The 24,747-nt window shown below is 60.9% G+C and carries 22 protein-coding genes; 12 read left to right on the forward strand and 10 right to left on the reverse strand.

The genetic code is table 11. The features are described 5' to 3' along the window. Positions 1-116: 116 nt before the first annotated feature. From pqqB to pip, 5 genes are read left to right on the forward strand one after another with little or no spacing between them, the layout of a single operon-like run. The gene (gene pqqB, locus LVY71_RS10275) at positions 117-1,046 is read left to right on the forward strand and encodes a pyrroloquinoline quinone biosynthesis protein PqqB (protein ID WP_235099688.1); all 930 of its coding nucleotides are present in this window, start codon (positions 117-119) and stop codon (positions 1,044-1,046) included. Continuing rightward, entirely contained in the window at positions 1,043-1,807 is a 765-nt protein-coding gene (gene pqqC, locus LVY71_RS10280) for a pyrroloquinoline-quinone synthase PqqC (RefSeq protein WP_235099689.1), read from the forward strand. Before pqqB ends, pqqC begins: the two co-directional genes overlap by 4 nt. A 5-nt stretch (positions 1,808-1,812) precedes the next feature. Further along, the gene (gene pqqD / locus LVY71_RS10285) at positions 1,813-2,121 is read left to right on the forward strand and encodes a pyrroloquinoline quinone biosynthesis peptide chaperone PqqD (protein ID WP_235100080.1); all 309 of its coding nucleotides are present in this window, start codon (positions 1,813-1,815) and stop codon (positions 2,119-2,121) included. Beyond that, the gene (gene pqqE, locus LVY71_RS10290; protein ID WP_235099690.1) at positions 2,118-3,335 is read left to right on the forward strand and encodes a pyrroloquinoline quinone biosynthesis protein PqqE; all 1,218 of its coding nucleotides are present in this window, start codon (positions 2,118-2,120) and stop codon (positions 3,333-3,335) included. Before pqqD ends, pqqE begins: the two co-directional genes overlap by 4 nt. After that, positions 3,325-4,329 carry a prolyl aminopeptidase gene (pip, locus tag LVY71_RS10295; protein WP_235099691.1) on the forward strand — a complete coding sequence of 335 codons (1,005 nt, stop codon included), beginning with the start codon at positions 3,325-3,327 and terminating at the stop codon, positions 4,327-4,329. Before pqqE ends, pip begins: the two co-directional genes overlap by 11 nt. Here the strand turns inward: pip and LVY71_RS10300 are convergent. The 3 genes from LVY71_RS10300 to otnC form a co-directional block, all read right to left on the reverse strand. Beyond that, positions 4,313-4,645, reverse strand: a complete 333-nt coding sequence (locus tag LVY71_RS10300) for a c-type cytochrome (RefSeq protein WP_235099692.1) — start codon at positions 4,643-4,645, stop codon at positions 4,313-4,315. The two genes, pip and LVY71_RS10300, sit on opposite strands and share 17 nt — an antisense overlap. A gap of 104 nt (positions 4,646-4,749) precedes the next feature. Then, positions 4,750-6,027, reverse strand: a complete 1,278-nt coding sequence (locus LVY71_RS10305) for a PQQ-dependent sugar dehydrogenase (protein ID WP_235099693.1) — start codon at positions 6,025-6,027, stop codon at positions 4,750-4,752. Positions 6,028-6,371: 344 nt separating this feature from the next. Continuing rightward, positions 6,372-7,043, reverse strand: coding sequence for a 3-oxo-tetronate 4-phosphate decarboxylase (gene otnC, locus LVY71_RS10310; protein ID WP_235099694.1), 672 nt, complete (start codon positions 7,041-7,043; stop codon positions 6,372-6,374). A gap of 128 nt (positions 7,044-7,171) precedes the next feature. Between otnC and ltnD the strand changes: the two genes are divergently transcribed. From ltnD to otnK, 3 genes are read left to right on the forward strand one after another with little or no spacing between them, the layout of a single operon-like run. After that, positions 7,172-8,083, forward strand: coding sequence for an L-threonate dehydrogenase (gene ltnD / locus LVY71_RS10315; RefSeq protein WP_502797574.1), 912 nt, complete (start codon positions 7,172-7,174; stop codon positions 8,081-8,083). A gap of 28 nt (positions 8,084-8,111) precedes the next feature. Then, complete coding sequence (gene otnI, locus LVY71_RS10320) at positions 8,112-8,909, forward strand: 2-oxo-tetronate isomerase (protein WP_235099696.1); 798 nt, start codon at positions 8,112-8,114, stop codon at positions 8,907-8,909. Continuing rightward, positions 8,906-10,180, forward strand: a complete 1,275-nt coding sequence (otnK, locus tag LVY71_RS10325) for a 3-oxo-tetronate kinase (RefSeq protein WP_235099697.1) — start codon at positions 8,906-8,908, stop codon at positions 10,178-10,180. Before otnI ends, otnK begins: the two co-directional genes overlap by 4 nt. Position 10,181: 1 nt before the next feature. Here the strand turns inward: otnK and cynS are convergent, their stop codons facing one another. Genes cynS through LVY71_RS10345 form a run of 4 tightly spaced genes read right to left on the reverse strand, consistent with a single transcriptional unit; the run spans position 10,182 to position 13,835 of the window. Beyond that, a complete protein-coding gene (gene cynS / locus LVY71_RS10330; protein ID WP_235099698.1) occupies positions 10,182-10,670 on the reverse strand; it encodes a cyanase in 489 nt (162 codons plus the stop codon). Positions 10,671-10,693: 23 nt separating this feature from the next. Beyond that, the gene (locus LVY71_RS10335; RefSeq protein ID WP_235099699.1) at positions 10,694-11,608 is read right to left on the reverse strand and encodes an ABC transporter ATP-binding protein; all 915 of its coding nucleotides are present in this window, start codon (positions 11,606-11,608) and stop codon (positions 10,694-10,696) included. 4 nt (positions 11,609-11,612) lie between these two features. After that, entirely contained in the window at positions 11,613-12,449 is an 837-nt protein-coding gene (gene ntrB, locus LVY71_RS10340) for a nitrate ABC transporter permease (RefSeq protein WP_235099700.1), read from the reverse strand. A gap of 3 nt (positions 12,450-12,452) precedes the next feature. Beyond that, entirely contained in the window at positions 12,453-13,835 is a 1,383-nt protein-coding gene (locus LVY71_RS10345; RefSeq protein WP_235099701.1) for a CmpA/NrtA family ABC transporter substrate-binding protein, read from the reverse strand. Positions 13,836-14,002: 167 nt separating this feature from the next. Between LVY71_RS10345 and LVY71_RS10350 the strand changes: the two genes are divergently transcribed. The 4 genes from LVY71_RS10350 (at position 14,003) to LVY71_RS10365 (ending at position 22,779) form a co-directional block, all read left to right on the forward strand. Further along, positions 14,003-15,931 carry a sigma 54-interacting transcriptional regulator gene (locus tag LVY71_RS10350; RefSeq protein ID WP_235099702.1) on the forward strand — a complete coding sequence of 643 codons (1,929 nt, stop codon included), beginning with the start codon at positions 14,003-14,005 and terminating at the stop codon, positions 15,929-15,931. A gap of 83 nt (positions 15,932-16,014) precedes the next feature. Beyond that, complete coding sequence (locus LVY71_RS10355) at positions 16,015-19,344, forward strand: transglutaminase family protein (RefSeq protein ID WP_235099703.1); 3,330 nt, start codon at positions 16,015-16,017, stop codon at positions 19,342-19,344. 52 nt (positions 19,345-19,396) lie between these two features. Next, positions 19,397-21,904, forward strand: coding sequence for a circularly permuted type 2 ATP-grasp protein (locus LVY71_RS10360; protein ID WP_235099704.1), 2,508 nt, complete (start codon positions 19,397-19,399; stop codon positions 21,902-21,904). Beyond that, positions 21,901-22,779 carry a transglutaminase family protein gene (locus LVY71_RS10365; RefSeq protein ID WP_235099705.1) on the forward strand — a complete coding sequence of 293 codons (879 nt, stop codon included), beginning with the start codon at positions 21,901-21,903 and terminating at the stop codon, positions 22,777-22,779. The genes LVY71_RS10360 and LVY71_RS10365 overlap by 4 nt, the downstream gene beginning before the upstream one ends. Before the next feature lie 22 nt (positions 22,780-22,801). On the opposite strand, the gene LVY71_RS10370 is transcribed toward LVY71_RS10365, so the two are convergent. From LVY71_RS10370 to LVY71_RS10380, 3 genes are all read right to left on the reverse strand, one after another. After that, complete coding sequence (locus tag LVY71_RS10370) at positions 22,802-23,365, reverse strand: DUF4189 domain-containing protein (RefSeq protein WP_235099706.1); 564 nt, start codon at positions 23,363-23,365, stop codon at positions 22,802-22,804. Positions 23,366-23,516: 151 nt separating this feature from the next. Continuing rightward, positions 23,517-23,753, reverse strand: a complete 237-nt coding sequence (locus LVY71_RS10375) for a DUF6496 domain-containing protein (protein ID WP_235099707.1) — start codon at positions 23,751-23,753, stop codon at positions 23,517-23,519. 94 nt (positions 23,754-23,847) lie between these two features. Then, positions 23,848-24,711, reverse strand: a complete 864-nt coding sequence (locus LVY71_RS10380) for a class I SAM-dependent methyltransferase (RefSeq protein ID WP_235099708.1) — start codon at positions 24,709-24,711, stop codon at positions 23,848-23,850. Between the last annotated feature and the right edge of the window lie 36 nt (positions 24,712-24,747).

Here is a 24,747-nt window from a genome sequence, read left to right on the forward strand (position 1 = left end):
CGTCAGGAATTCCTCGATCCTAAGAGGTATTCCTGCGCGATGCCGGGTTTGTCTGCGTCTGCGATAAATTCGGCCAATCAATTATCCTCAGCTGGAATCGAGGGCGGAGCCTTCGTATGCGCGTTGTCGTTCTAGGAGCTGCGGCAGGAGGCGGCGTTCCTCAATGGAATTGCAACTGCGGTATCTGCCGAGCGGCGCGCGGTGCGCGGCCGGAGTTGCAGGCGACCCAGGCGTCGATCGCCGTCAGTGCGGACAATGAGAACTGGTTTCTCGTCAACGCGTCGCCCGACCTACGCCAGCAATTCATCGCGACACCGCAGCTTCATCCACGCGCTGGCCACCTGCGCCATAGCCCCATTGCCGGGGTCATCCTGACAAACGGCGAGGTGGATGCCGTGGCGGGTCTGCTGTCGCTTCGCGAGGGCTGGCCCTTCACGATCTATGCTCACCAGCGCGTGCTTTCCATTTTGAAGTCGAATAGCATTTTTAACGTGCTTGATGAGAAGCGGGTGCGCCGGATGCCGATCGAATTCGGAGTGGCGTTCGAGCCCGTGCTGCCGGACGGTTCGCCCTCCGGCCTGGAAATTCTTCCCTTCGCGGCTCCCGGAAAACGCGCGTGGTATCTGGAAGGAATCGCGCATCCGGACGGAGGAGATGGCGACCATGGCGATACCCTCGGGCTGCGGATCGCCGACAAGCGAAGCGGCCAGCATCTGTATTTTCTTGCGGCCTGCGCGGCACTGACGCCCGATCTCAGGCAGCGCCTGCGAGGCGCGCCGCTGATTTTCTTCGACGGGACGCTCTGGAGTGACGACGAAATGATTGCGGCTGGTCTCGGGGCCAAGACCGGGCAGCGAATGGGCCACATGGCGATGTCCGGGGAGGAAGGGGCAATGGCCGCGCTTGCGGACCTAGGGATCGCGCGAAAAATCTTTCTCCATATCAATAATTCCAATCCAGCCCTGCTGCCGGACTCGGACGAGCGCGCTGCTGTCGAGCGGGCGGGCTGGCAAATTCCTTCGGACGGGACGGAGATCGCCTTTTGATTGCAACTAGCGTGTTTGCATTAAAGAAGGGGACGCCGCTCGGCAATGCGGATGAGCTTGAGACGGCCTTGCGTGGCATCGGCGCAACGCGTTATCACAACCTGCATCCATTTCATAAATTGTTGCACGGCGGCAAGCTCAACAAGGGCCAGGTTCAGGCGTGGGCGCTGAACCGCTACTACTATCAGAGTTCCATCCCGATCAAGGATGCGGTGGTGATCTCGCGTTTCCGCGATCGTAACGTTCGCCTGGAATGGCGGCACCGCATTGAGGATCACGACGGCGATGTCGGCACCGAGGGCGGTATCGAGCGCTGGTTGAAACTGACCGAAGGGCTCGGCCTCGACAGTGCCTACGTAGAATCTGCTGACGGCATTTTGCCCGCGACGCGCTTTGCGGTGGATGCTTATGTTCATTTCGTCCGCGACCGGACTCCGCTGGAGGCCATTGCGTCGTCGCTGACGGAACTGTTCGCGCCGAACCTCCACGAGGAACGGATCTCGGGCATGCTGGCGCATTACGATTTCGTTAATCCGAACATCATGAGCTACTTCAAGCGGCGGCTGGAACAAGCCCCTCGGGACGCCAATTTCGCGCTCGATTTCGTCAAACGGAACGCCAAAGCGCCGGAAGAGCGCGAAGCCGTATGCAATGCGCTGATCTTCAAGACCAACGTGCTCTGGGTCCAGCTTGACGCGCTGTATCACGCTTATGTTGATGGCCATGTGCCGCCGGGCGCTTTCGTGCCGGAGCGCGACTGATGGCATTGCGAAGCCGCCGGATCGACATAACTAAGGAAAGTCGGCCGGTGCTAGCGCGGCACGCCAGGCTGAAATTCGATGAGAAGCGGCAAGTCTGGGTGATCCTCGTGCCCGAGAGGGTGCTTGCACCGGACGAGATCGCGGTCGAGATTCTACAACTCTGCGATGGGATTCGCGATGTCGATCAGATCGTCGATGTGCTTGCCGCAAAGTATACCGCCGATCGCGAGATGATTGGCACAGACGTCATGGCGATGCTGCGGGATCTTGCCGAGAAAGGATTTCTCGCAGAGGCACAGGACACGAAGTTATGAGTCCGACGCTAACCGACGCTTCTCCGGTTCATGCCGATTCAGCCGACGGGCTGACGGTGCTTGAGCAGCGCAAATCTCAAGCTGAGACCTTCGGTATTCCACTCGCCGTTCTGGCGGAACTGACGCATCGGTGTCCGCTGCAATGTCCGTATTGCTCGAATCCTGTCGATCTTGAGCGCGGCGGTGAGGAACTGACGACCGATGAGTGGAAGCGCGTGCTGAGCGAACTCGCCGAGATCGGTGTGCTGCAGATTCATTTTTCCGGCGGCGAGCCCACGGCGCGCAAGGATCTGGCCGCGTTGGTCCGGCATGCGACCGATGCTGGTCTGTACACCAACCTCATCACGTCCGGGGTGCTGCTGACAAAAGACAAGCTCGCCGCACTGGCCGATGCCGGGCTTTGCCATGTGCAGATCAGCTTCCAGGGCAGCGAACAGGGCCTCGCCGATCGCGTTGCCGGTTTGAAAAATGCACACGCAAAGAAGATCGAAGCCGCAGGCTGGGCGAGGGAGTTGGGCCTGCCGCTGACAGTCAACGCGGTGATGCATCGCCAGAACCTGTTTCAGCTTGCGGATATCATTCAGATGGCCGTGGATCTGGATGCCGACCGGCTCGAAGTCGCGAACGTGCAGTATTATGGCTGGGCGCTAAAGAACCGCGCAGCGTTGATGCCGACTGTGGAGCAGATCGACGATACATCCCGTATCGTCGAGAAAGCTGAAATACGGCTGAAGGGCATTCTCGCCATCGACTATGTGGTGCCGGATTACTATGCACTGCGCCCGAAGAAGTGCATGGGCGGATGGGGCAGGCAGTTCTTCAATATATCGCCGTCCGGCAAGGTTTTGCCGTGTCACGCTGCCGAAACTATCACCGGCCTTGAATTTGAATCCGTGCGGGATCATTCCATCGCATGGATCTGGCAGAATTCAGAAGCGTTCAATCGCTATCGCGGGACGAAGTGGATGCTGGAGCCTTGCCAGAGCTGTGAATACAGAGAGATGGATTACGGCGGTTGCCGCTGTCAGGCCTTTGCGCTGACCGGAAATGCCGGCAACACTGACCCGGCCTGCGTACTCTCGCCCGCACATGAGCGGATATTCAAAACAGCGATGAGCGAGTCCGAAGGGGACAGCCGCCGGTTCATCTACCGCAATTTTTCTGGCGGCACGCTTGAGTCGGACACATGCGAGGCCGGTCCGCATGGCGCCTGACGCCGCCGATATTGCGACATCCGGCAAGCCAGGGGATCGCTTTGCGCCCCTCACTGCGCAACATCTTGCGGTGGGCGACGGCCACGAAATTTACGTAGAAACTGCCGGCCGCCCTGACGGCATTCCTGCTGTCTATCTGCACGGCGGCCCCGGCAGCGGCTGCCAGCCCGATCATCGGCGTCTGTTCGATCCACTGCGCTTTCATGCGGTGCTGTTCGATCAGCGCGGAGCGGGAAGGAGCCGTCCGAAAGGATCGCTTGAAGCAAACACCCTGCCGCATCTGATCGCGGACATGGAGGTGATTCGCGAAAGCCTTGGCTTCGAGCGATGGCTGGTGGTGGGCGGATCGTGGGGAGCGACGCTGGCGCTTGCTTACGCGCAGGCACATCCGCAACGCGTCAGCGGCATCGTTCTGCGTTCGACATTTCTCGGGACGCGTGAGGAACTGGAAGGCGCATTTCTTGTCAATCTGCCGCGTATTTATCCCGAACTGAGCGATGACTTTCTTGGCTTGCTTCCGGTCACAGAAAGGGACCTGCCACTTGATGCCTATTGGCGGCGTATTCTCGATGCCGATCCGGCGGCGCATGGACCGGCGGCCCGCGCATGGCACGATACCGAGCGCATCCTGTCGGAGCACAAACCCTCGAAAACGCGGCTCGATCTTGCCGCTGTAAACAATGCCTCGCGAGGACTTCCATCGACGCCGTTTATGGAGGCGCATTACTTCCGGAACAACTGCTTCATGAGGCCCGGACAGCTTCTGGACAACGCCGCCCGTTTGAAAGGCATTCCCGGAATTGTAGTTCAGGGCCGTTACGATTTGCTCTGCCCCCCATCGACCGCGCAAGCGCTACTGGCAAGATGGCCCGATGCGAAACTGAAAATGGTCGAGGCCGCTGGCCACTCGCTTTACGATACCGGTGTGAGGGATGCGGTGATCGCAGCCATGGACGATATATCGCAAGCATTCCCGATTAATTCGGTAAAGTGACATCGACCGTCAATCCTGAATACCAAGCGGCCAGATCGGCGATGTCCGCATCGGACAGCGGCTTTGCCACGACGTTCATGGTCTCGTCCTTGCGCTCCTCGGAGCGGAAGGCTTTGAGCTGTTTCTCGAGATACATCGCAGGCGAACCGGCGATATTGGGCGCGACCGGCATTTTGGAAAGGCCGTCGATTCCATGACAGGCCGCACACATCTGCGCCTTCTTGCGGCCTGCCCTGGCATCGGCGGCGTGAACCGCGCCTGTAGAGACAACCAGCACACTGAGGATCAACAAACTGGCAACGCCACGCACGATCATTTCTATTTCCCTTGCGCCATCACGCGACGAAGCCTTGAAGGCAACCGCCGCGAGACGGGTTTGTAACCTGTCTCGCGGCGCGTTCTGAAAAGTCTAGTCGGGATTTACTTGCCGTCGTAGGTGATCCGGTAAAGCGCGCCGGCGAGATCATCTGAGACGAGTAGGGAGCCATCCCTCAGCGTCGCGATATCGACCGGTCGCCCGGTGTATTCTCCGTCCGGCGTCAGCCATCCTGAAGCAAAGACTTCGGTCTTGTCGGCGCTGCCATCTGCCTTGAGCGAAGTGAACATTACGCGCGCGCCGACAGGATCGGTGCGATTCCAAGACCCATGCTGGGCCGAGAAAATGCCGCCACGATATTTGGCCGGGAAAGACTTGCCGTTATAGAACGTCATGCCGAGGTCGGCGGCATGAGCATCCATCTCCACTTCGGGATAGACCACATTGGCGGGTGGCGTATCGGTCTTGTATTCGACAGTGCGGACCTTGCCGCCACCGAAATAGGGAAAGCCAAAGTTCTGTCCCATTTGCGTCGCGCGATTCAGTTCGCCGGGCGGGATGTTGTCGCCCATGCCATCGACCTGGTTATCCGTGAACCAAAGCTGGTTGTTTTTCGGATTGAAGTCCATGCCGACCGAATTGCGAACGCCGCCGGCATAAACCTCGCGGTTCTTGCCGTCCTGATCCATCCGGATGATGCCCCCGATGCCGTATTTCGCAAAGCCGTCGAGCTTGTCCTTTGCCGGCACGTTGAAGGGTTGGCCGAGGGAGATATACAGCTTGTTGTCCGCACCGACGCGACACACCCGCGCAGTGTGATTGAAGCTTTCGTCATCTTTCGGAATCAGCTCGCCTTGCGGAACGACGACCGCCACGGCGATGTCGGGGCTTTCGTAGAAGAATTCGGCCGCGGGGAAGTTCAGAACGCGATTCTGTTCAGCAACGAACAGGAAACCGTCTTTGGAGAAGCAGACGCCATTGGGAATGGTGAAGTTGACCGACGGTGCGAACTCTTTGACCTCTTCCGCAAAGCCGGCCTTGCCGCGGTCCGTAACAGCATAGACCTTACTCTTGCGCGTGCCGACAAACGTTACGACACCCTGCGGCCCCACGGCAATGTGACGAGCATCAGGGACAAGGGCATAAAGGCTGATCTTGAAGCCCGGCGGAAGCTTGATCTTGGCGAGATTGGCCTTGATCGCATCTACTTTGCGGCCAGTCTGCGGCACGGTCGGAATTTCCGTGACGCCGGTTTTCTGAAAGTTGCCGAGTTTGTCGAGATTGTTGTTAGGTGACTGGGCTGACGCCGACATTGCCGATGCGCAGAAAAATGCTGCAACAGCGACCGAATTCAGAGCATGGCGTTTGAAAGCGTAAAACATAGTCTTACTCCTCCCGGGGGGTTAGGCTTTTTGACGTTTTACGAGCCAGAGCCTATCGCAGGTTTGCGCGGACGCAAGACGATCCGGGCGCAAATCATTCTGGCGGCGCAGCATTGAAAAATTTTATCGCGCAATCGTGATTTGCGAGTGCGAAGTAACGAAATCAGCGCATCGCATGCGGCGAGCCGTTCTACCTCATCGGTGTCGTCGGTCGTGTTACTATTGAAGCCGCGAAGCGGGCCTTTCCACGGTCCAACTCGTGGAGTCTCGAGCGTCCAATATGCAGCCATGACGTTTCGTTGATCGCGACCGCCCGTCCCGTGTTCAATTGTCGGGTGTGTTTGTCATTCGGGACTTTTGCCGCCGCCGGAAATCGGCACGGAAACTTGAAACGTTGAAACCAGATCGGCGACCTGTTCTGGCGTGAGCGTGCGCGGGTTCGTGCCCCGCAGCATCAGATAGAGCTTCGCCGTTTCTTCCAGCTCTTCGGTGGCAAAGACGGCCGCTTCCAGCGTGTCACCGGCGACCACCGGACCATGATTTGACAGCAGCACGCAGGAATACTGGCCCGCCAATCCGCGAATGGCGTCGCCCACCGCTGCGTCGCCCGGACGATAATAGGGAAGCAGCGCCGTCGCGCCGCAACGCATCACGTAGTAGGGCGTCAGAGGCGGCAATGCGGCGCGCGGATCGATCTCGGGCAGCATCGACAGCGCGACACAGTGGGCGCAGTGCAAGTGCACAATGGCGCGTGCGGTGCGCCGCGTTTCGTAAAGAGCCGCATGCAGCGGGATTTCCTTGGTAGGCGCATCTCCCGATAACAGCCGATCTGAGGCATCCAGCCGGGAAATCTGTGCCGGGTCGAGGAAGCCCAGCGAGGCGTTGGTCGGCGTGACCAGCCAACCGCCGTCGTCGAGCCGGACGCTGATGTTTCCGGACGATCCCGGGGTCAGTCCCCGCTCGAATAGCGAGCGTCCATAGAGGCAAATCTGCTCGCGGAGCCTGGTTTCGGTCATTCGGCCATCCTTTTGCGGTCGCTTTTCCCACGGTTTCGGGCCTCGCTCAAACGCCATTTTGGCGACGCCGCAAGCCATGCTACCAAGCGGTTAACCGCCCGCCGTCGAATGCGCGGGCACGCAACAAACTGGGGAGTGGCATGCCCGCGGGACGTATTGGAGTTATCGGCCTCGGTTCGATGGGCTTCGGCATGGCGCTGTCGCTGAAGCGAGCCGGGTTCGATGTGGCGGGCTGCGATGTCGCGCCAGATACGGTCGCCAAATGGGTGGCCCAAGGCGGGCGCGGGGCCGCGACTCCGGCGGAAGCTGCCCGCGACGCTGATGCTGTTGTTAGTGTCGTGGTCAATGCAGCGCAGACTGAAACAATCCTGTTCGGCCAGGACGGCGTTGCCGAAATCCTGCCGAAGGATGCCGTCTTCATCTCCTCCGCCACCATGGACCCCGACATTGCGAGGCGTCTGTCGAAGCAGCTTGAAGCGACCGGGCGACATTATCTCGATGCGCCGATCAGCGGCGGGGCGCAACGCGCCGCGCAGGGAGAATTGACCATTCTCGCGTCCGGCAGCAAGGCCGCGTTCGCGAAAGCGCGGTCTGCGCTCGATGCGATGTCGGCGAAGCTCTACGAACTCGGCGACGACGCCGGGCAGGGCGCAGCCTTCAAGATGATCAATCAGCTTCTGGCCGGCGTGCATATCGCCGCCGCCAGCGAGGCGATTGCCTTCGCGGCCAAACAGGGTCTCGACATCCGCAAGGTCTATGAGGTCATCACTGCATCCGCCGGCAACTCGTGGATGTTCGAGAACCGCATGCCGCATGTACTCGACGGCGATTACACTCCGCGTAGCGCGGTGGATATTTTCGTGAAGGATCTCGGCATCATTCAGGACATGGCGCGCACCGCGAAATTCCCGGTGCCGGTCTCGGCGGCGGCGTTGCAGATGTTTCTGATGACATCGGCGGCGGGGATGGGCCGCGATGACGATGCCTCTGTCGCGCGGATGTATGCCAGTGTCACCGGAACCAAGCTGCCCGGCCAATAATCAATCAACAAGAACAGGGAAACGTCCGATGCCCCGCTTTGCCGCCAATCTCAGCATGATGTTCAACGAGGTGCCTTTCCTGGATCGCTTCGATGAGGCGGCGAAAGCGGGCTTCAACGCTGTCGAATTTCTGTTTCCTTACGACTATCCGGCGGAAGAGGTCGGCGAACGGCTGCATCGCAACGGCCTGACGCAGGCGCTGTTCAACCTGTTTCCGGGCGACTGGAGCAAAGGCGAACGTGGTTTCGCCGCTTTGCCGGATCGATTTGCGGATTTGCAGGCCAGCGTGAAGCAGGCGCTGCCTTATGCGAAAGCAACCGGCGTCAAACGCTTGCATCTGATGGCGGGTATCGCGGATCGCGGTGATCCGAAGGCAGTCGAGTCGTTTCGCCGTGGTGTGGCATGGACCGCCGAGGCGCTGGGCAAGGAAGGCCTCGATCTGGTCATCGAACCAATCAATCCGCGCGATGTGCCGGGATATTTCCTCAACGATTTCGATTTCGCCGCCGAAGTGATTGACGACTTGAAGCTGCCTAACCTGAAATTGCAGTTCGACATCTATCACCGGCAGATTGTCCGCGGCGACGTGACCATGGCGCTGCGCAAGATGATGCCGATGATCGGTCATATCCAGATCGCGAGCGTGCCCTCGCGTAACGAACCGGCTGGTGAGGAACTGAACTATCCATTCCTGTTCGATGAATTGGACCGGTTGGGCTACAACGGCTTTATCGGCTGTGAATACAGGCCGAAGGGGAATACCGTCGAAGGCCTCGGCTGGTTCGCGCCCTACGCGGCCAAGGGAAAAGCCGGAGTGCGCGCATGACGCTGGCGCTCGGCTGCATCGCGGACGACTACACCGGCGCGTCCGATCTCGCCAACATGCTAACCCGCTGCGGGTTGCGCACCGTGCAGACCATCGGAGTACCGGACGACGCGCTGGCGATGCCGGAGGTCGATGCCGTTGTGGTGTCGCTGAAAAGCCGCTCCATCGACGCATCGAAGGCGGTAGTGCGATCGCGGGAGGCGGACAAGTGGCTACGGGCGCGCGGCGCGTCGCACGTTCTGTTCAAGATATGCTCGACTTTCGATTCCACCGATGCAGGCAATATCGGCCCGGTGATGGATGCACTGCAGGCGGACTCCCGCGACCCCATCGTGCTGGTGACGCCAGCGTTTCCCGGCACCGAACGCACGGTCTATCAGGGTAATTTGTTTGTAGGTAGCGTACCGCTGAACGAAAGCCCGTTGAAGGATCATCCGCTCAATCCGATGCACGATTCCAATCTGGTGCGGGTTTTGGCGCGGCAGAGCAAGTCCAGGGTCGGTCTTGTCGATCTTGCGACCGTTGCGAAGGGCCCGGACGCGATCCGCGCGCGTCTTACGAAGCTTGCGAAACAGGGCGTCAGTGCCGCCATCATCGACTCGGTGTTCGATCCCGAGCTTGAAACCATTGGCAAGGTGGCGCTCGGTCATCGCTTGTCGGTTGGCGCATCCGGAATGGGGCTTGGTCTTGCGCGCGGTCTCGTCGCATCGGGCAGGGTGAAGGCGATTTCATCCAGCATCGACCAAAAGGCGATCGGCGGCCCGGTGGCCTGTCTCGCCGGAAGCTGCTCGCAGGCAACACTGGCGCAGGTAACGCAGGCCGAGAAATCGATGCCGGTGCTGCGGCTCGATCCAGAAAAGATTGTGTCAGGTGCAGGCGGTGCAGAACGCGCGCTGGCCTGGGCGCGCGAGCACCTTGGCAAAGGGCCGATTCTCATCGCCAGCAGTTCGACGCCCGATCAGGTGGCAACACTTCAGGCCAAGCACGGCCGCGACGCGACGGGTCACGCCATCGAGCAGGCGATGGCCGCGATCAGCGAAGGGCTTGTTGTAGCCGGCGTGCGGCGTCTGGTGATTGCCGGCGGCGAGACGTCGGGTGCCGTGGTCGATCGCCTTGGCATCCCGGCGTTTCTGGTTGGGCCGGAAATCGCCACCGGCGTGCCGGCGCTTCGCTGTGTCGGCTGGAGCCGGGGCGAGGCGGTGATGGCGTTGAAGTCCGGAAATTTCGGCGGTCCGGACTTCTTCAACGACGCCATCCGCCTGATGCCGTGAGCTAGCCTTCCTTGAAGCCGTATTCCTGGTGGTTGCCGGTCGCGCCGTAGTATTTGTACGGCAGGAATTTGCCCGACATTGTGATCTTGACGCGGTCGCCTTTCGGATTGGCCAGGCGTTCCATGTCCATGTCGAAATCGATTGCGGACATGATGCCGTCGCCGAATTCCTCCTCGATCAGCGCCTTCCACGCCGGACCGTTAACCATTACCAACTCATACAAGCGATAGATCAACGGGTCGGTCGGCGGCATCTGCACGCCTTCGCCCCGCATCGGAACTTCGTTGATCATCGCCTGTTCGACCTTGGATAGACCGAACAGTTTGGCGGCGTTCTCCGCCTGCGGCTTGGTGAGTTTCATCTGGCCGAGGATCGCGCCGACCACCAGGACCTCGGAGTGCCCGCCGATCTGTTCGCAGATGTGTTTCCACGTCCAGCCCTTCTCACGCTTGATGTCGAGCAGCTTTTCGGTGAGGTCGGATCGCTTCATTCTCATTCTCCAGTTTTAACAATTTATCGTGCGCTGGCTTGACCGGCTTGCGGCTTGTCCATGGGGGTGTTTGTGGCGACGATCGCCGGTTCTGCGAAGCCCGGACGCACCACCGGCACGTTGCGGGGATCGTGATTATTTGCCGTCTGGGCGAACGTCTTGCTGCGCGTGACCAGGAAATCGATGATGTGGTTGCGCAGTGCATAGTAGTGCGGATGCCGGTGCAGATCGATGCGACCGCGATTCTTCGGCAGGGGATTTTCCAAAACTTCAGCGAGCACCGCGCCGGGACCGTTGGTCATCAGGAAGATCTTGTCAGCGAGATAGATCGCCTCGTCGACGTCATGGGTGATCATGAAGGCGGTCTGGCCGGTCTCCAGGCAGATGCGGCGGACTTCATCCTGCAGCGTGCCACGCGTCAGCGCATCGAGTGCGGAAAATGGCTCGTCCATCAGCATGATCTTCGGCATGATGGAAAGCGCGCGGGCAATGCCGACGCGCTGCTTCATACCGCCGGACAGTTCGGACGGACGCTTGTGCTCGGAGCCGGTGAGGCCGACGATGTCGATGAACTTTTGCGCGTGGGCACGGACCCGCACCTTGTCCCATTTGCGCCATTTTGACGTCACTGCGTAAGCGACGTTGCCCATCACCGTGCGCCACGGCAGCAGCGCGTGGCTTTGAAAGATCACGGCGCGGTCGAGGCTGGTGCCTTCGATGGCTTGGCCATCGACGATGACGGTGCCCTCAGACGGTTCATCGAGCCCGGCAAGGATGTTCAGCACTGTGGTCTTGCCGCACCCGGAATGACCGATCACGCAGCCGAATTCGCCGCGCGGCATCGACAACCATAGGTCTTCGAAAATGCTGGTCGCTACGCCATTCGGTGCGGGATAACGCTTGGCGATGCCTTCGATGGAGATGAATTTCTCGACCATCATCTCACTCCGGGAACGTGACCATGCGCGTGAATCGCGCGAGTATCTGGTCAAGGATCATACCGACAAGACCGATGACGAAGATGGCAATGATCACATTCGTGATCGACAGGTTGTTCCATTCGTTCCAGACGAAATAGCCGATGCCGGTGCCGCCCACGAGCATTTCGGCGGCGACGATGACGAGCCAGGCGATGCCGATGGAGATGCGCATACCGGTCAGGATCGTCGGCGCGGCTGCGGGCAGGATCACGGTAAAGGCACGGCGGATATTGCCGACTTCAAGCGTGCGGGCGACGTTGATCCATTCCTTGCGCACGGCTGAGACGCCAAACGCAGTGTTGACCAGCATCGGCCACACCGAACAGATGAAGATGACAAAGATCGCCGACAGGCTGGAATCCTTGATGGTGTAAAGCGCCAGCGGCATCCATGCGAGCGGGGAGATCGGCTTCAGGATCTGGATAAAGGGATCGAGCGCCTTGCTGAGTAGCGGCGACATGCCGATCAGAAATCCGAGCGGGATGGCGACCAGTACAGCAAGCAGATAGCCGAGCATCACCCGCGCAATGGAATAGCCGAGCTGGATGCCGAGACCCTTGTCATTCGGTCCGTTGTCATAGAACGGACGCCTGATATGTTCCCAGAGCTTTGCTCCGACATCGAGCGGCCCCGGCATCGCCGATTTGCCCTGCGTGGCATTGAGACCCATCAGCTTGGCGTATTCCGGACTCATCGTTGCAACAGCGGATGTGCTGCGCGTGGCGAGATGCCACGCGCCGATGAAGGCCAGGAATATTGCGACCGACACCACCGCGGCGCGGAGCCTTAACGAGGACATGCGTCAGTTCGCCTTCTTGATCTTGAAGCTGCCGAGATACTCTTCTGGCTTGGCCGGATCGAAGGTCTTGCCCATCACGGCGAAGCTCTTTGTCGTGGTGGCCGGCGGCGACATGCCGACATCCTTCATCAGCCTGGCGGTGTCGGTGGAGAGATAGACCTGCTCGGCGACGCCTTTGTAATCCACGTCTCCCTTGATCTGACCCCAGCGCTTCATCTGCGTCATGATCCAGATCGCGAACGATTGCCAAGGGAACGGATCGAAATCGACACGGTTCGGCTGCTGGACGATGTTGCCGAGACCGTCCGCGAAGGTGCCGGTGAGAATTTGCTCAAGCACGATCTGAGGCTGGTTGAGGTAGTTCGCCGGCGCGATGGCTTCGGCGATCTGTTTGCGGTTCTCGGCCTTGTGGGCGAAAGCGGTGGCGTCAATGATCGACTTCAACAACGCGGCGTAGGTGTTCGGCATCGTGGTGACGAACTCCTTCGAGGCTGCGAAGGCGCAGCACGGATGGCCTTCCCAGATATCCTTCGTCAGGATGTGGATGAAGCCGACGTTGTCGTAGACCGCACGCTGGTTCATCGGATCGGGGCCGAGGAAGCCGTCGATATTGTCGGCGCGCAGGTTGGCGACCATTTCCGGCGGCGGCACGGCGCGGATCTGCACATCGGTATCCGGATCGAGACCGTGCTCGGCAAGATAGTAGCGCAAGAGATAGTTGTGCATCGAGTAGTCGAATGGCACCGCGAACTTGAATCCCTTCCAGTCCTTAGGATCACGTTTGTCCTTGTGCTTGAGGGACAATGTGATGGCCTGGCCGTTGATATTCTCGACCGCCGGCATTGTGTAGGGAACCGGGTTCGATCCCGCGCCAAGGGTCAGCGCCAGCGGCATCGGAGACAGCATATGCGCAGCGTCGTACTCCTTGTTGACGGTCTTGTCGCGGATCACCGCCCAGCCGGCGGTCTTGATGACTTCGACGTTCAGGCCGTTCTTGGCGTAGAAGCCCATCGGCGCGGCCATGATGATCGGTGTGGCGCAGGTGATAGGAATGAAGCCGACCTTGAGATCCTTCTTTTCCAGCGGCGCGCCTTGGGCGAAAACTTCGGTCGCGGTCTTCAGCGGGAAGAATTGCGAGACTGCCGCGACGGCGGTGGCCGCACCGACCGATTTCAGGAAGGCGCGGCGCGCGGCATCCTGCGGAAACATTGCGCGCATGACAGCTGAGGCGACTACGCCTTCGTAGCGCTGTTCGTCGCTCTGTGAGCACGCGGGCTGCACCTGAAGCGCGGCCTCGTGTTCCGCTCCACTGGCATGTTGGCCGCACGTGCAGCCGAAAGAGGAAAGCCGGCGGTTGGGATCGAACGGATTGTCGAAGGTGGACATGGAAGCCTCCAGCGTGATGTTTGTGCTCACTACGCAAAGGCTGTGCCACGTCGAATTTTGCTGGATTTCCTGATGTCTTTGCGCCACAGCGGTAACATTGCCGGTTACGAAAATTCGTGGTATACGAAAAATCGTAAGTTAATTACGATATTTCGTAGTGAGGGATGATGGACGCTGCCTTATCCACTGCGCCCCCGAGCGATCCTGGCATGTGGGGCGCGGCCTTCGATTTTGCGGCGGATCCGATGATGCTCGTGGACCCGCACATGGATCGCATCGTCGATACCAACGCTGCAGCTTGCAAGTTACTTGGTTATGACCGCGCGCTGCTGCGGCAGATGAAGATCAGCGCGCTGCACGCCGGGCAGGTGCCGGCGCTGATCGTTTTCACCCAGGCTGTATTCGACAAGGGCTCGTTCTGGACGGCCTCCCTGACGCCCCGCCATGCCGCAGGCAATGAACTCCGTCTGGAATACACCGGCTCGCTGATCCCGCGTGATGGTACGCCGCTGGTGCTGCTGGCGATGAACGATCTCGACCAGCGCCGGCGGCGGCTGGTCGATGCGACGGCGGAGGATCACATGCGCGGCGGAATCGCTGCTTGGCAGCGGGTCGAGCGCGTGTTCCGCGACATCGAACGCGAGAACCAGTTGATTCTGCGTGCGGCGGGCGAGGGAATCTACGGCGTCAATGCGGAGGGAAAAACTACATTCGTCAATCCGGTGGCGGAGCGCATCCTCGGCTGGTCGGCGGAGGAACTGGTCGGCACCGATATTCACTCGACTGTGCATCACACCCATCACGACGGGCGGCACTATCCGCACGAGGATTGCCCGATCTACGCGGCGTTCCGCGACGGCGCGGTGCATCAAGTGAATGACGAAGTGTTCTGGCGCAAGGACGGCACGCCGGTCTGGGTTGAATATACCTCTACGCCTATCCGCGATCGCGGTGTTGTGGTTGGCGCGGTCATCGTATTCCGCGATGTCAGCCAGCGGCGCGAGGCGGACGAGAAGTTGCGTGCGGCACTGTCCGAAGTTGACCAGTTGCGCGAGCGGCTGGAGCAGGAAAACGCTTATTTGCAGGAGGAAATCCGCACCGAGACCAATCCGCGCGGCATCATCGGCCGCACCGCGGCGGTACAGAAGACGCTGCGGCAGGTCAGTCTCGTCGCTCCTACCGACGCCACCGTGATGATTACCGGCGAATCGGGCACCGGCAAGGAACTAATCGCACGCGCCATTCACGAAGCGAGCCAGCGCAGTGATCGTCCGCTGATCCGCGTCAACTGCGCGGCGATCCCGCGCGAACTGTTCGAGAGCGAGTTCTTCGGTCATGTGAAGGGCGCATTCACCGGCGCGCTGCGCGATCGCATCGGCCGGTTTGAACTGGCCGACGGCGGCACGCTGTTTCTGGACGAGGTCGGCGAAATCCCGCTGGAGCTTCAAGGCAAACTGCTGCGTGTGTTGCAGGAGGGGCATTTCGAACGCGTGGGTGAGGAGCGCACGCGCGCCGTCAACGTCCGTGTCATTGCTGCGACCAATCGCGAGTTGAAACAGGAGGTGAGGCAGGGGCGCTTCCGCGAAGATCTCTATTTCCGGCTCAATGTGTTTCCAGTCGAGACCGTGCCGCTGCGCGACCGCCGCGAGGATATTCCGCTCTTGGCGCAGCACTTCCTCACCAGCGAGAGCAAATCCTTCAAGTCGGACCTCCGGCTGTCGGAAGGAGACGTCCGCCGCCTGATGCAATACGACTGGCCCGGCAATGTGCGCGAATTGCAGAACGTGATCGAGCGCGCCGCCATTCTCGCCCAGAACGGCCGTCTGCGGATCGACCTGCCGATCCCGCAGGGCGGAGCCGAGCTCCCCACTGCATCGCGCCGACCCAAAAACGGTGCGCCCGCAGTCATCCTGACCGACGATGAGATGCGGGAGCACGAACGGAACAACATTCTGGCCGCTCTGAAAGCGTCCGGCGGCAAGGTCTTCGGCAAGGACGGCGCAGCGAACCTGCTTGCGGTCAAGCCGACCACGCTGGCATCGCGGATCAAGTCGCTCGGTATTTCGGCACGAAACCTTGATTTGCCAGTGCGTTAGGCAGTCCGTGCCGGTTGTTAGCGCTTGATAGAGGCTTGGTCAGGTGTTCTGCTCAAAAAACAAGCCATCGAGGTTGTTGCGCCGTGTCCATCGCCGTCGCCCTGCATCACGTCACCCACTATAGATATGACCAGCCCGTTAGCCTGGGGCCGCAGGTCATCCGGCTGCGGCCGGCGCCTCATACGCGTACCCGCGTTTCCAGCTATTCGTTGAAGGTTCTGCCCGAGAAGCATTTCGTCAACTGGCAGCAGGACCCGCAGGGCAACTGGCTTGCACGCTTTGTGTTTCCCGAGACGACAAATGAATTCAAGATCGAGGTCGACTTCATCGCCGACATGGCGGTGGTCAATCCGTTCGACTTCTTTGTCGAGCCTTATGCGGAAACTTTTCCGTTTCAGTATCCGTCCGATCTCGCCGACGAACTCGCGCCTTATCTGAAGACGGAGCCAGTCAAGCCATTGCTTGCGCAGTATCTCGCGGGCATTCCACGCGAACCGACCAACACGGTGAACTTCCTTGTCGATCTCAACGCGAAACTGCGCGAGAAGATCAGCTACGTCATCCGCATGGAGCCGGGCATCCAGACGCCTGAGGAAACGCTGCAAAGCGGTGCGGGGTCCTGCCGCGATTCTGCGTGGCTTCTGATTCAGGCCTTGCGCCATCTTGGATTGGCAACGCGTTTCGTCTCCGGTTATCTCATTCAGTTGCGCCCGGACATCGATCCGCTGCAAGGCCCTCGCGAGGTCGAGGCCGACTTCACCGATCTGCACGCATGGGCAGAAGTCTATCTGCCCGGCGCGGGATGGATCGGCTTCGACGTGACGTCCGGCATGCTGACCGGTGAGGGCCATATTCCCGTAGCCGCTTCCCCACACTATCGGACCGCTGCCCCGATCAGCGGCAACGTCAGTTCGGCCAATGTCGAATTCGGCTTCGAGATGAAGGTCACGCGCGTCAACGAAGCGCCGCGCATTACCAAGCCGTTCTCGGATGACTCATGGAAGCGTCTCGACGCGTTGGGCGAGAAGGTCGATGCCGACCTTGCGTCCGATGACGTGCGCCTCACGATGGGCGGCGAGCCGACGTTCGTGTCGCTGGACGATATGGAAGGCGCCGAGTGGAATACATCGGCTGTCGGTCCTACCAAGCGGGGCATCGCCGACGATCTGATCCGCCGTCTGCGCACGCGGTTTGCGCCGGGCGGCTTGCTGCATTACGGGCAGGGCAAATGGTATCCGGGCGAAAGCCTGCCGCGCTGGGCATTCGGCCTCTATTGGCGCAAGGATGGCGTGCCGATCTGGCGCAATCCCGATCTGATCGCGCCGATGGAGGGACCGCGTTCGGCGAAGATCGAGCAGGCGGAGAAATTCGCGGCAAATGTCGCGGAGAAGCTTGGCGTCGATGCGGGGAATGTGCTGCCTGCCTATGAGGATCAGGCGCACTGGTTGCTGAAGGAAAACAGCCTTCCCGGCAATGTCGATCCGAGCGACTCCAAATTAGCCGATCCGGAAGAGCGCTCGCGCATGGCGCAGATATTCCAGCAGGGGCTGAACGTGCCGCGCGGGTTCGTGTTGCCGGTGCAGCGCTGGAACGCGAAAGCCGCGAGCCGCTGGCGCAGCGAGAAATGGAATCTGCGGCGCGGTAATCTGTTCCTGATGCCGGGCGATTCTCCGCTTGGACTGCGGCTGCCGATGAGTTCGCTGCAATGGATTCCGCCGGAGGACTATCCCTATATTGTCGAGCAGGACCCGATGGCCCCGCGCGAGGACTTACCGACGTTCGAGGCCGGTGTTCCGCCGGCCGAGCCGATGACTCAGGCTGCGGTATTCGACGATGGTGCACAGATGGATGGCGCGCCGCGCCAGTTCATTCAGGAGCAACACGCCGGCGGCAAGGGCGGGGTCCGCACGGCGCTGTCGATCGAAATTCGCGACGGCATTCTTTGTGCATTCATGCCGCCAGTCGAGAAGCTCGAAGACTATCTCGAACTGATCGCGGTGGTGGAGGCGACTGCCGAGGATATGAAAATTCAGGTTCATGTCGAAGGCTATGCGCCGCCTTACGATCCGCGGATCGAAGTCATCAAGGTGACGCCGGATCCTGGCGTGATCGAGATCAACATCCATCCGGCGAAGAATTGGCGCGAGATCGTCGATACCACCATCAGCCTTTATCAGGAGGCTACGCACGTCCGCCTCGGCGCAAATCGTTTTCTGATCGACGGTCGCCACACCGGCACCGGTGGCGGCAATCATGTCGTGGTCGGCGGCAGCACGCCTGCGGACTCGCCGTTCCTGCGGCGGCCCGATCTGCTCAAGAGCGTGGTGCTGTATTGGCAGCGCCATCCGTCGCTGTCGTATTTGTTCTCGGGCATGTTCATCGGCCCGACCAGTCAGGCGCCACGCATCGATGAGGCGCGGCATGACGCGCTCTACGAACTTGAAATTGCCATCGCCCAGATTCCGCCGAAAGGCGAGAAGGTCCCGCTCTGGCTGGTCGACCGCACATTCCGGCATCTTTTGGTGGACATCACCGGTAACACCCACCGCGCGGAGATTTGTATCGACAAGCTTTATTCGCCGGATAGTCCGACCGGCCGTCTTGGTCTGGTCGAATTCCGCGCGCTGGAGATGCCGCCTGATGCGCGCATGAGCTTGGCGCAGCAACTCATCATTCGCGCACTGATCGCGAAGTTCTGGCGCGAGCCACAGGATGGCCGCTTCATGCGCTGGGGCACGACATTGCACGATCGCTTCATGCTGCCGTATTTCCTCTGGGAAGATTTCAAGGATGTACTGTCAGACCTGAAACAGGCCGGATACGACTTCGAACCGGAATGGTTCGAGGCGCAGCTTGAGTTTCGTTTTCCCTTGTTCGGCGTCGTGCAGCATGGCGGCGTGACGCTCGAACTGCGGCAGGCGCTGGAACCTTGGCACGTTCTCGGCGAGGAGAACTCCGGCGGCGGCACGGTGCGGTATGTCGATTCGTCCGTCGAGCGCTTGCAGGTCAAGGTCAATGGCTATGTGGAGGGACGGCACGTTATCACCTGCAATGGCCGCCGCCTGCCGATGACCAACACCGACCGTTCCGGGGAGGCGGTGGCGGGTGTTCGCTTCAAGGCATGGCAGCCGTCTTCGGGGCTGCACCCGACCATTCCGGTCCACGCGCCGCTGACCTTCGACATTCTCGATACGTGGAGCGGCCGTTCGCAGGGTGGTTGCGTCTACCATGTCGCCCATCCCGGAGGCCGCAGTTACGAGACAAAACCGGTCAACAGCTACGAAGCCGAGGCGCGGCGGCTGGCCCGCTTTCAGGATCATGGCCATACACCGGGCCAGATCGAGGTGCCCCCGGAGGAACGAACCCTCGAATTCCCCCTGACTCTGGACCTTCGGACCCCACTCCCGCATTGAGGCGACCGCGATAATCAGCGAAGTTGTCGCGAAGGGCAGAAGGCGAGTCGGAATGGCGAATACGGACGGCGGAGAAACGGCGGTGCGGCGGGACCAGCGCGATCTTCTGGATTGCACGCGCGGTTACACGCCGCTGGCCGGAATTCCGGACGAATTTCTCGATGCCAAGGGCGAGCCCCGCGAGGTCTGGACGCGGTTTTTCGATGCTTTCTCCGAGCTTGCTCCGGGCGAGATCGAACGCCGTTTCGCGTCTGCCGACCAGCATATGCGCGAGGCCGGGGTTACCTATCGGGCGCCCGGCGATGCGGCGGACCGGATGTGGCCGCTCAGCCATCTGCCGCTGCTGATCGACGAAGTCGAATGGAAGCAGATTTCGGAAGGCGTCGCGCAGCGGGCTGAATTGTTCGAGCTTATCCTACGCGACTTGTATGGCGAAGGCCGGCTGGTCGCAGAGGGTGCATTGCCTGCGGCAGCCATCGCTGGCAGCGGTGAATATCTTCGCTCGGTTTGCGGCGTGAAGCCGCCCGGCGGCCAATATCTCAATCTTTACGCCGCCGACCTCGGACGAGGACCGGATGGACGCTGGTGGGTGCTCAACGATCGAACGCAGGCGCCGTCCGGCGCGGGCTATGCACTCGAAAACCGGCTGGTGCTGTCGCGCGCTCTGACGAATCTCTACACGTCGATGAATGTCGAGCGGGTTGCGCCGTTCTTCGAAGCCTTCCGCGACAGCCTGCGGGCCATCGCCGATCGCGACGAGCCGCGCATCGCGCTGCTGACACCGGGAACGTCCAACGAGACCTACTTCGAACACGCGACGCTGGCGCGCTATCTCGGCTTCCTGCTGGTGGAAGGCGACGATCTTACCGTGAGTGAGGACCGGCTCCACGTGCGCACCGTGGCTGGGCTGAAGCGGATCGACGTGTTGTTGCGGCGGGTCGACTCGAATTTCCTCGATCCGCTCGAACTCGACGCCCGTTCGATGCTCGGCGTGCCCGGCCTGATCGACGTCATCCGGAAAGGCGGCGTTGCGGTGGCCAACATGCCGGGCTCCGGTGTGATGGAGGCGCGGACGCTGCTCGGGTTCCTGCCGAGCCTGAGCCAGCGGTTCTTCGGCGAAGGCCTGAAGATGCCTCATATCGCGACGTGGTGGTGCGGACAGAAGTCGGCGCGTGAAGAGGTGCTGTCGCGTCTGGATGAAATGGCGATCGAAGGAGCTTACGGCCAGTCCGTGCCCGGCTTTCCCGGCCGTGGTCCGATTGTCGCCGCATCTTTGTCCAAGAAGGATCGGGCGCAATTGGTCGATGCCATCGGCAAGCGCGGCATCGACTATGTCGGGCAGGAGATGGTGCGTCTCTCTACCACGCCGGTATGGGACAACGGGCATATCTCGCCGCGTCCGTTCGTGCTGCGGGTGTTTGCGGCCGCCACGAAGAACGGCTGGACAATCCTGCCGGGAGGCTTCTGCCGTATCGCGGATCAGCCTGACGCCCGTGCCGTCTCGATGGGCGAGGGCGCGCGGGCGGCCGACGTCTGGGTCGTGTCGGAAAAGCAGGTCGCCACCTCAACGCTGCTGCCGCCGAGCGACTCCGTTCGCATCAAGCGCATCGCGGGATGGGTGCCAAGCCGTGCGGCGGACAATTTGTTCTGGTTGGGCCGCTACCTGGAGCGCGCCGAAGCCACGCTGCGGCTGGTGCGCGCACTGGGCGGTGTTTTACGAGAACCCGGCAAGGGCCCGTCGCCAATCCAGCCGGTGGTGGAGCGCATTCAGCGCCTGCTGGTGGCCTGGGGCGCAACAACGCCGTCGGCCCGCGCCAAACTAGCGACAACCGCAGCGCAGGCGCTGCAGGCCAAGGACAAGTTCGGCTCGGCGCTGTCACTGGTCCGCTCCGCGCAACGTACCGCGACGACATTGCGCGAGCGGCTTTCGCCCGATGCTTGGCATGTGATCACCGGTATGGTCGAGCGGTTGTCGGAGAAGGCCGAGGACGACGAAGCCTTGCTCGAAGCTGCCGAATGGGCCTTGCAATCGCTGGCGACATTCGCAGGCCTTGCGCAAGAGAACATGAATCGCGCCGCCGGCTGGCGCTTTCTCGAAATGGGTCGCCGTGTGGAACGCGCGATCAACACTACGCGCTTTGCGCGCCAGTTCGCCTATGATGCCGCGACCGGCGAGGATCTCGACCTGCTGTTGACGCTGGTGGATTGCCAGATCACCTATCGATCGCGTTATCTCGTAGGGCCGCTGTTGGCACCGGTGCGCGATCTCGTCGTTTTGGATTCCTATAACCCGCGCTCGGTTGCGTTTCAGATCGCGGCCCTCAACGAACACATCGCGAGCCTGCCGAGCATGCGCGAAGGCGGCCTGATCGATCCGCCGCATCGTCTGGCTGTGACGCTGCAGGCGGCGATGACGGCAGGCGAAGCGGAAGAATACGATACCAAGTCGCTGTTCGCGCTCGAGCAGGATCTGCTCAATTTGGCGGACGCTATTGGTTCGCACTATTTCCCGCACGGCAGCAGCGCGGCACGCCCGGAGAAGTTGACGGGGTTCGCGTGATCTACGACATCCGTCATGTGACGACCTATTCCTACGAAAGCCCGGTCAGCTTCGCGCGTTGCTCGCTCAGGCTTGAGCCGAGAAGCGGCGACGGCCAGCAACTGATCTCTCACAACGTTGAAATCAAGCCGGTTCCTCTGGAGCGCACGTCGAGGACTGATTTCTTTGGAATTCACACCGAGAGCATCGTGATCGAGACCGCGCATCGTGTGCTTCGCATCGATGCGCGATCACGGGTCGACGTGACACGCACAGCTCCGGTCCGCGAAATGAGTTCACCGCCCTGGGCGTTGGTGCGTGAGGCAGCGTTCGCGTCGAACGGTCTCGCGGCGACAACCCCGGTGGGCTATCTGTTTGCAAGCCCGCTTGTCCCGATCATGTCGCCGATCACGGACTATGCTGCGGACAGTTTTCCGGAAGACGCCGGCATTTTTGCCTCGGCCGCTGATCTGATGCGGCGGATCAACCGCGATTTCGTTTACGACTCCAAGGCCACCGAGATTTCGACGCCCCTGCAAGATGTCTTCGGCAAGCGGCGAGGGGTTTGTCAGGATTTCGCGCACGTTATGATCGCCGGGCTGCGCGGTCTCGGATTGCCGGCAGCTTATGTCAGCGGCTATCTGCGGACCACGCCACCGCCTGGCCGGCCGCGGCTTCAGGGTGCGGACGCGACACATGCATGGGTGTCGGTATGGTGCGGCGAGGAGATCGGATGGGCCGGGTTCGATCCCACCAACGATCTGGTGATCGGAAACGATCATGTCGTTCTGGCCATGGGCCGTGACTACACCGACGTCTCGCCGGTGGATGGCGTCATCGTCGGCTCGCGCAAGCAGAAGCTTGCAGTGGCTGTGGATGTAATTCCAGCAGCTTAGAAGGCCTCTTTAAAACGCCGCATCAGCCCCGATGGCTGCCGTCCGCGCAGAACGAGGCGCGGATATTACAGTCCGAAGGGCTGCGTCCCTCGTTGCGGCAGCGTGCGGAGGCCGCGTCGATGGCCTGACCAAGCGTGGAGCCCTCTGCGGTATATGCGCCCCAGTAGCGGGTGCGCCGTTGCCGCGCCGTATAGAACGCCATCGCGCCGCATTTGGTCGTGGACGATACTTTGCAATCCCGGCCGCCGTTGTTGACGCACAGGGTCAGTGCCCTGGCTTCCGCCTCGTCGCGGGTCGCCTTCTGCCATACGGCTCCCCACGCCCCCCGCGCCGCAAAGCTGATGGCGGCCCACTGTTCGGCGGGAGGTTTGGGTTTCAATGACTCAAGCCTTATCTTGGCGAGCGGCGCGAACGTACCGTTGGGATACTTGTCGAGATAGGCAACGATCTCAGCGGGATTCCGCGAGTCTTTCACCGAATTCCAGAACGTAATCTCTGTGCTGACCTCCGTCTGTGCGAGGCCGGCTGCGGGCTGCACAGATATCGCAGCCGCGAGCGCCAGCGCGCAACAGATCCTCCGTAACATCTCTTGGCCCCGTTCCGGATTTTGCGCGCAGACTAAAAGCCGGATGGGAGCTTGTCGAGCAGCGTAGCCGTGGTTCGGGTGGATAACCCCAATATCGCTCGGGATAGTCTCAAAAAGTGCAATCTCGCCGGATTTGGTTCGCGCGTTATCGTTATGAGGTGGCTCGCCTTGCTTTCTTTGCCTTTTTGGTTTTGCGGGATTTCTTCGCAGACTTCTTCGCGGGTGCTTTTTTTCCTTCCTTGCGCGCTTCTGAAAGGCCAATCGCGATGGCCTGCTTCCGGCTCTTGACGGTCTTGCCCGATCGTCCGCTTTTCAGCGTGCCTTTTTTGCGCTTATGCATCGCACGCTTGACCTTCTTTGCAGCTCCCTTGGAATATTTCCGCGCCATGATCCTCTCCGCAGTTCATGATCGAACACGAATAAGCGCAGAGCGCATCGATATGTTCCACTGCGGCGTTGACCACCGCGATGAGTACTCCGGGCTATCGGCCGTTTACTGCGGTCACGATCCAGATCGAGCCGCCGAGAGAAACGGAATTCCCGTTCAGGTGCGACCTCAGCATCGACCGGATCGACTCTGTTGCTGCCGCGATCTTGTCGGGCGGCTGACCGTCAAGAGCGCGGCTGGTGGGACCGATGGCGAGTATGGATTCGATTGCGGCTTCAAGCCCACGGCCGGTGGCGATATCGAGCAACAGGTCGACCCGCTCCATTGCGATGTTCATGAACCCCGCCTCACCAAGGATGCGATGAACCCGCTCTTCGCTGGCAAAGGCGAACGGACCGGGATCCTCCGGCTTTACTTCAGGCAATTTCGGCACGTGCTTGTAGGCTTCCTGCAAGCCGAGCATCATCCACGGATTGTCGCGCGGCGTGCGCCAGCAGGCGAATGCAAGCCGACCGTCGGGGCGCAGGGCCTTGCGCATATTGGCGAACGAAACGGAGGGCTGGGCGAAGAACATGACGCCGAAGCGAGAAAACAGCAGGTCGGTGTTAGCCGGCGCAAAGGGATAGACCGTGGCATCGGCCAGCACGAATTCCACCGGTTCGCCAAGGGGCGTCAATTCACGCGCGCGGCTCAGCATCGGCTCCGAAATATCGATGCCACTGACGTGTCCGCCTGGGCCGACTCGCTTGGCCAGGTCGAAGGATGTCGATCCGCAGCCACAGCCGACATCGATCACAGCCTCGCCCGTCTTGACCTTGGCGCGGTCGATCAGGACCTCAGACACAGGGGCCAGCACTATATCTTGAAGCTGCTGCCTGTCGGTCCAATGCCGGCCCCCGGCACCGTTCCAGTAAGCGATCTGATCGGCATTGCGGTCATCCACGGCAGGCAAGGTCATTGGGATCTCCGTTTTCTACATTCCGTCTTAAGCCAC

The organism is Bradyrhizobium sp. G127 (assembly GCF_021502575.1).
Classification (GTDB): Bacteria; Pseudomonadota; Alphaproteobacteria; order Rhizobiales; family Xanthobacteraceae; genus Afipia.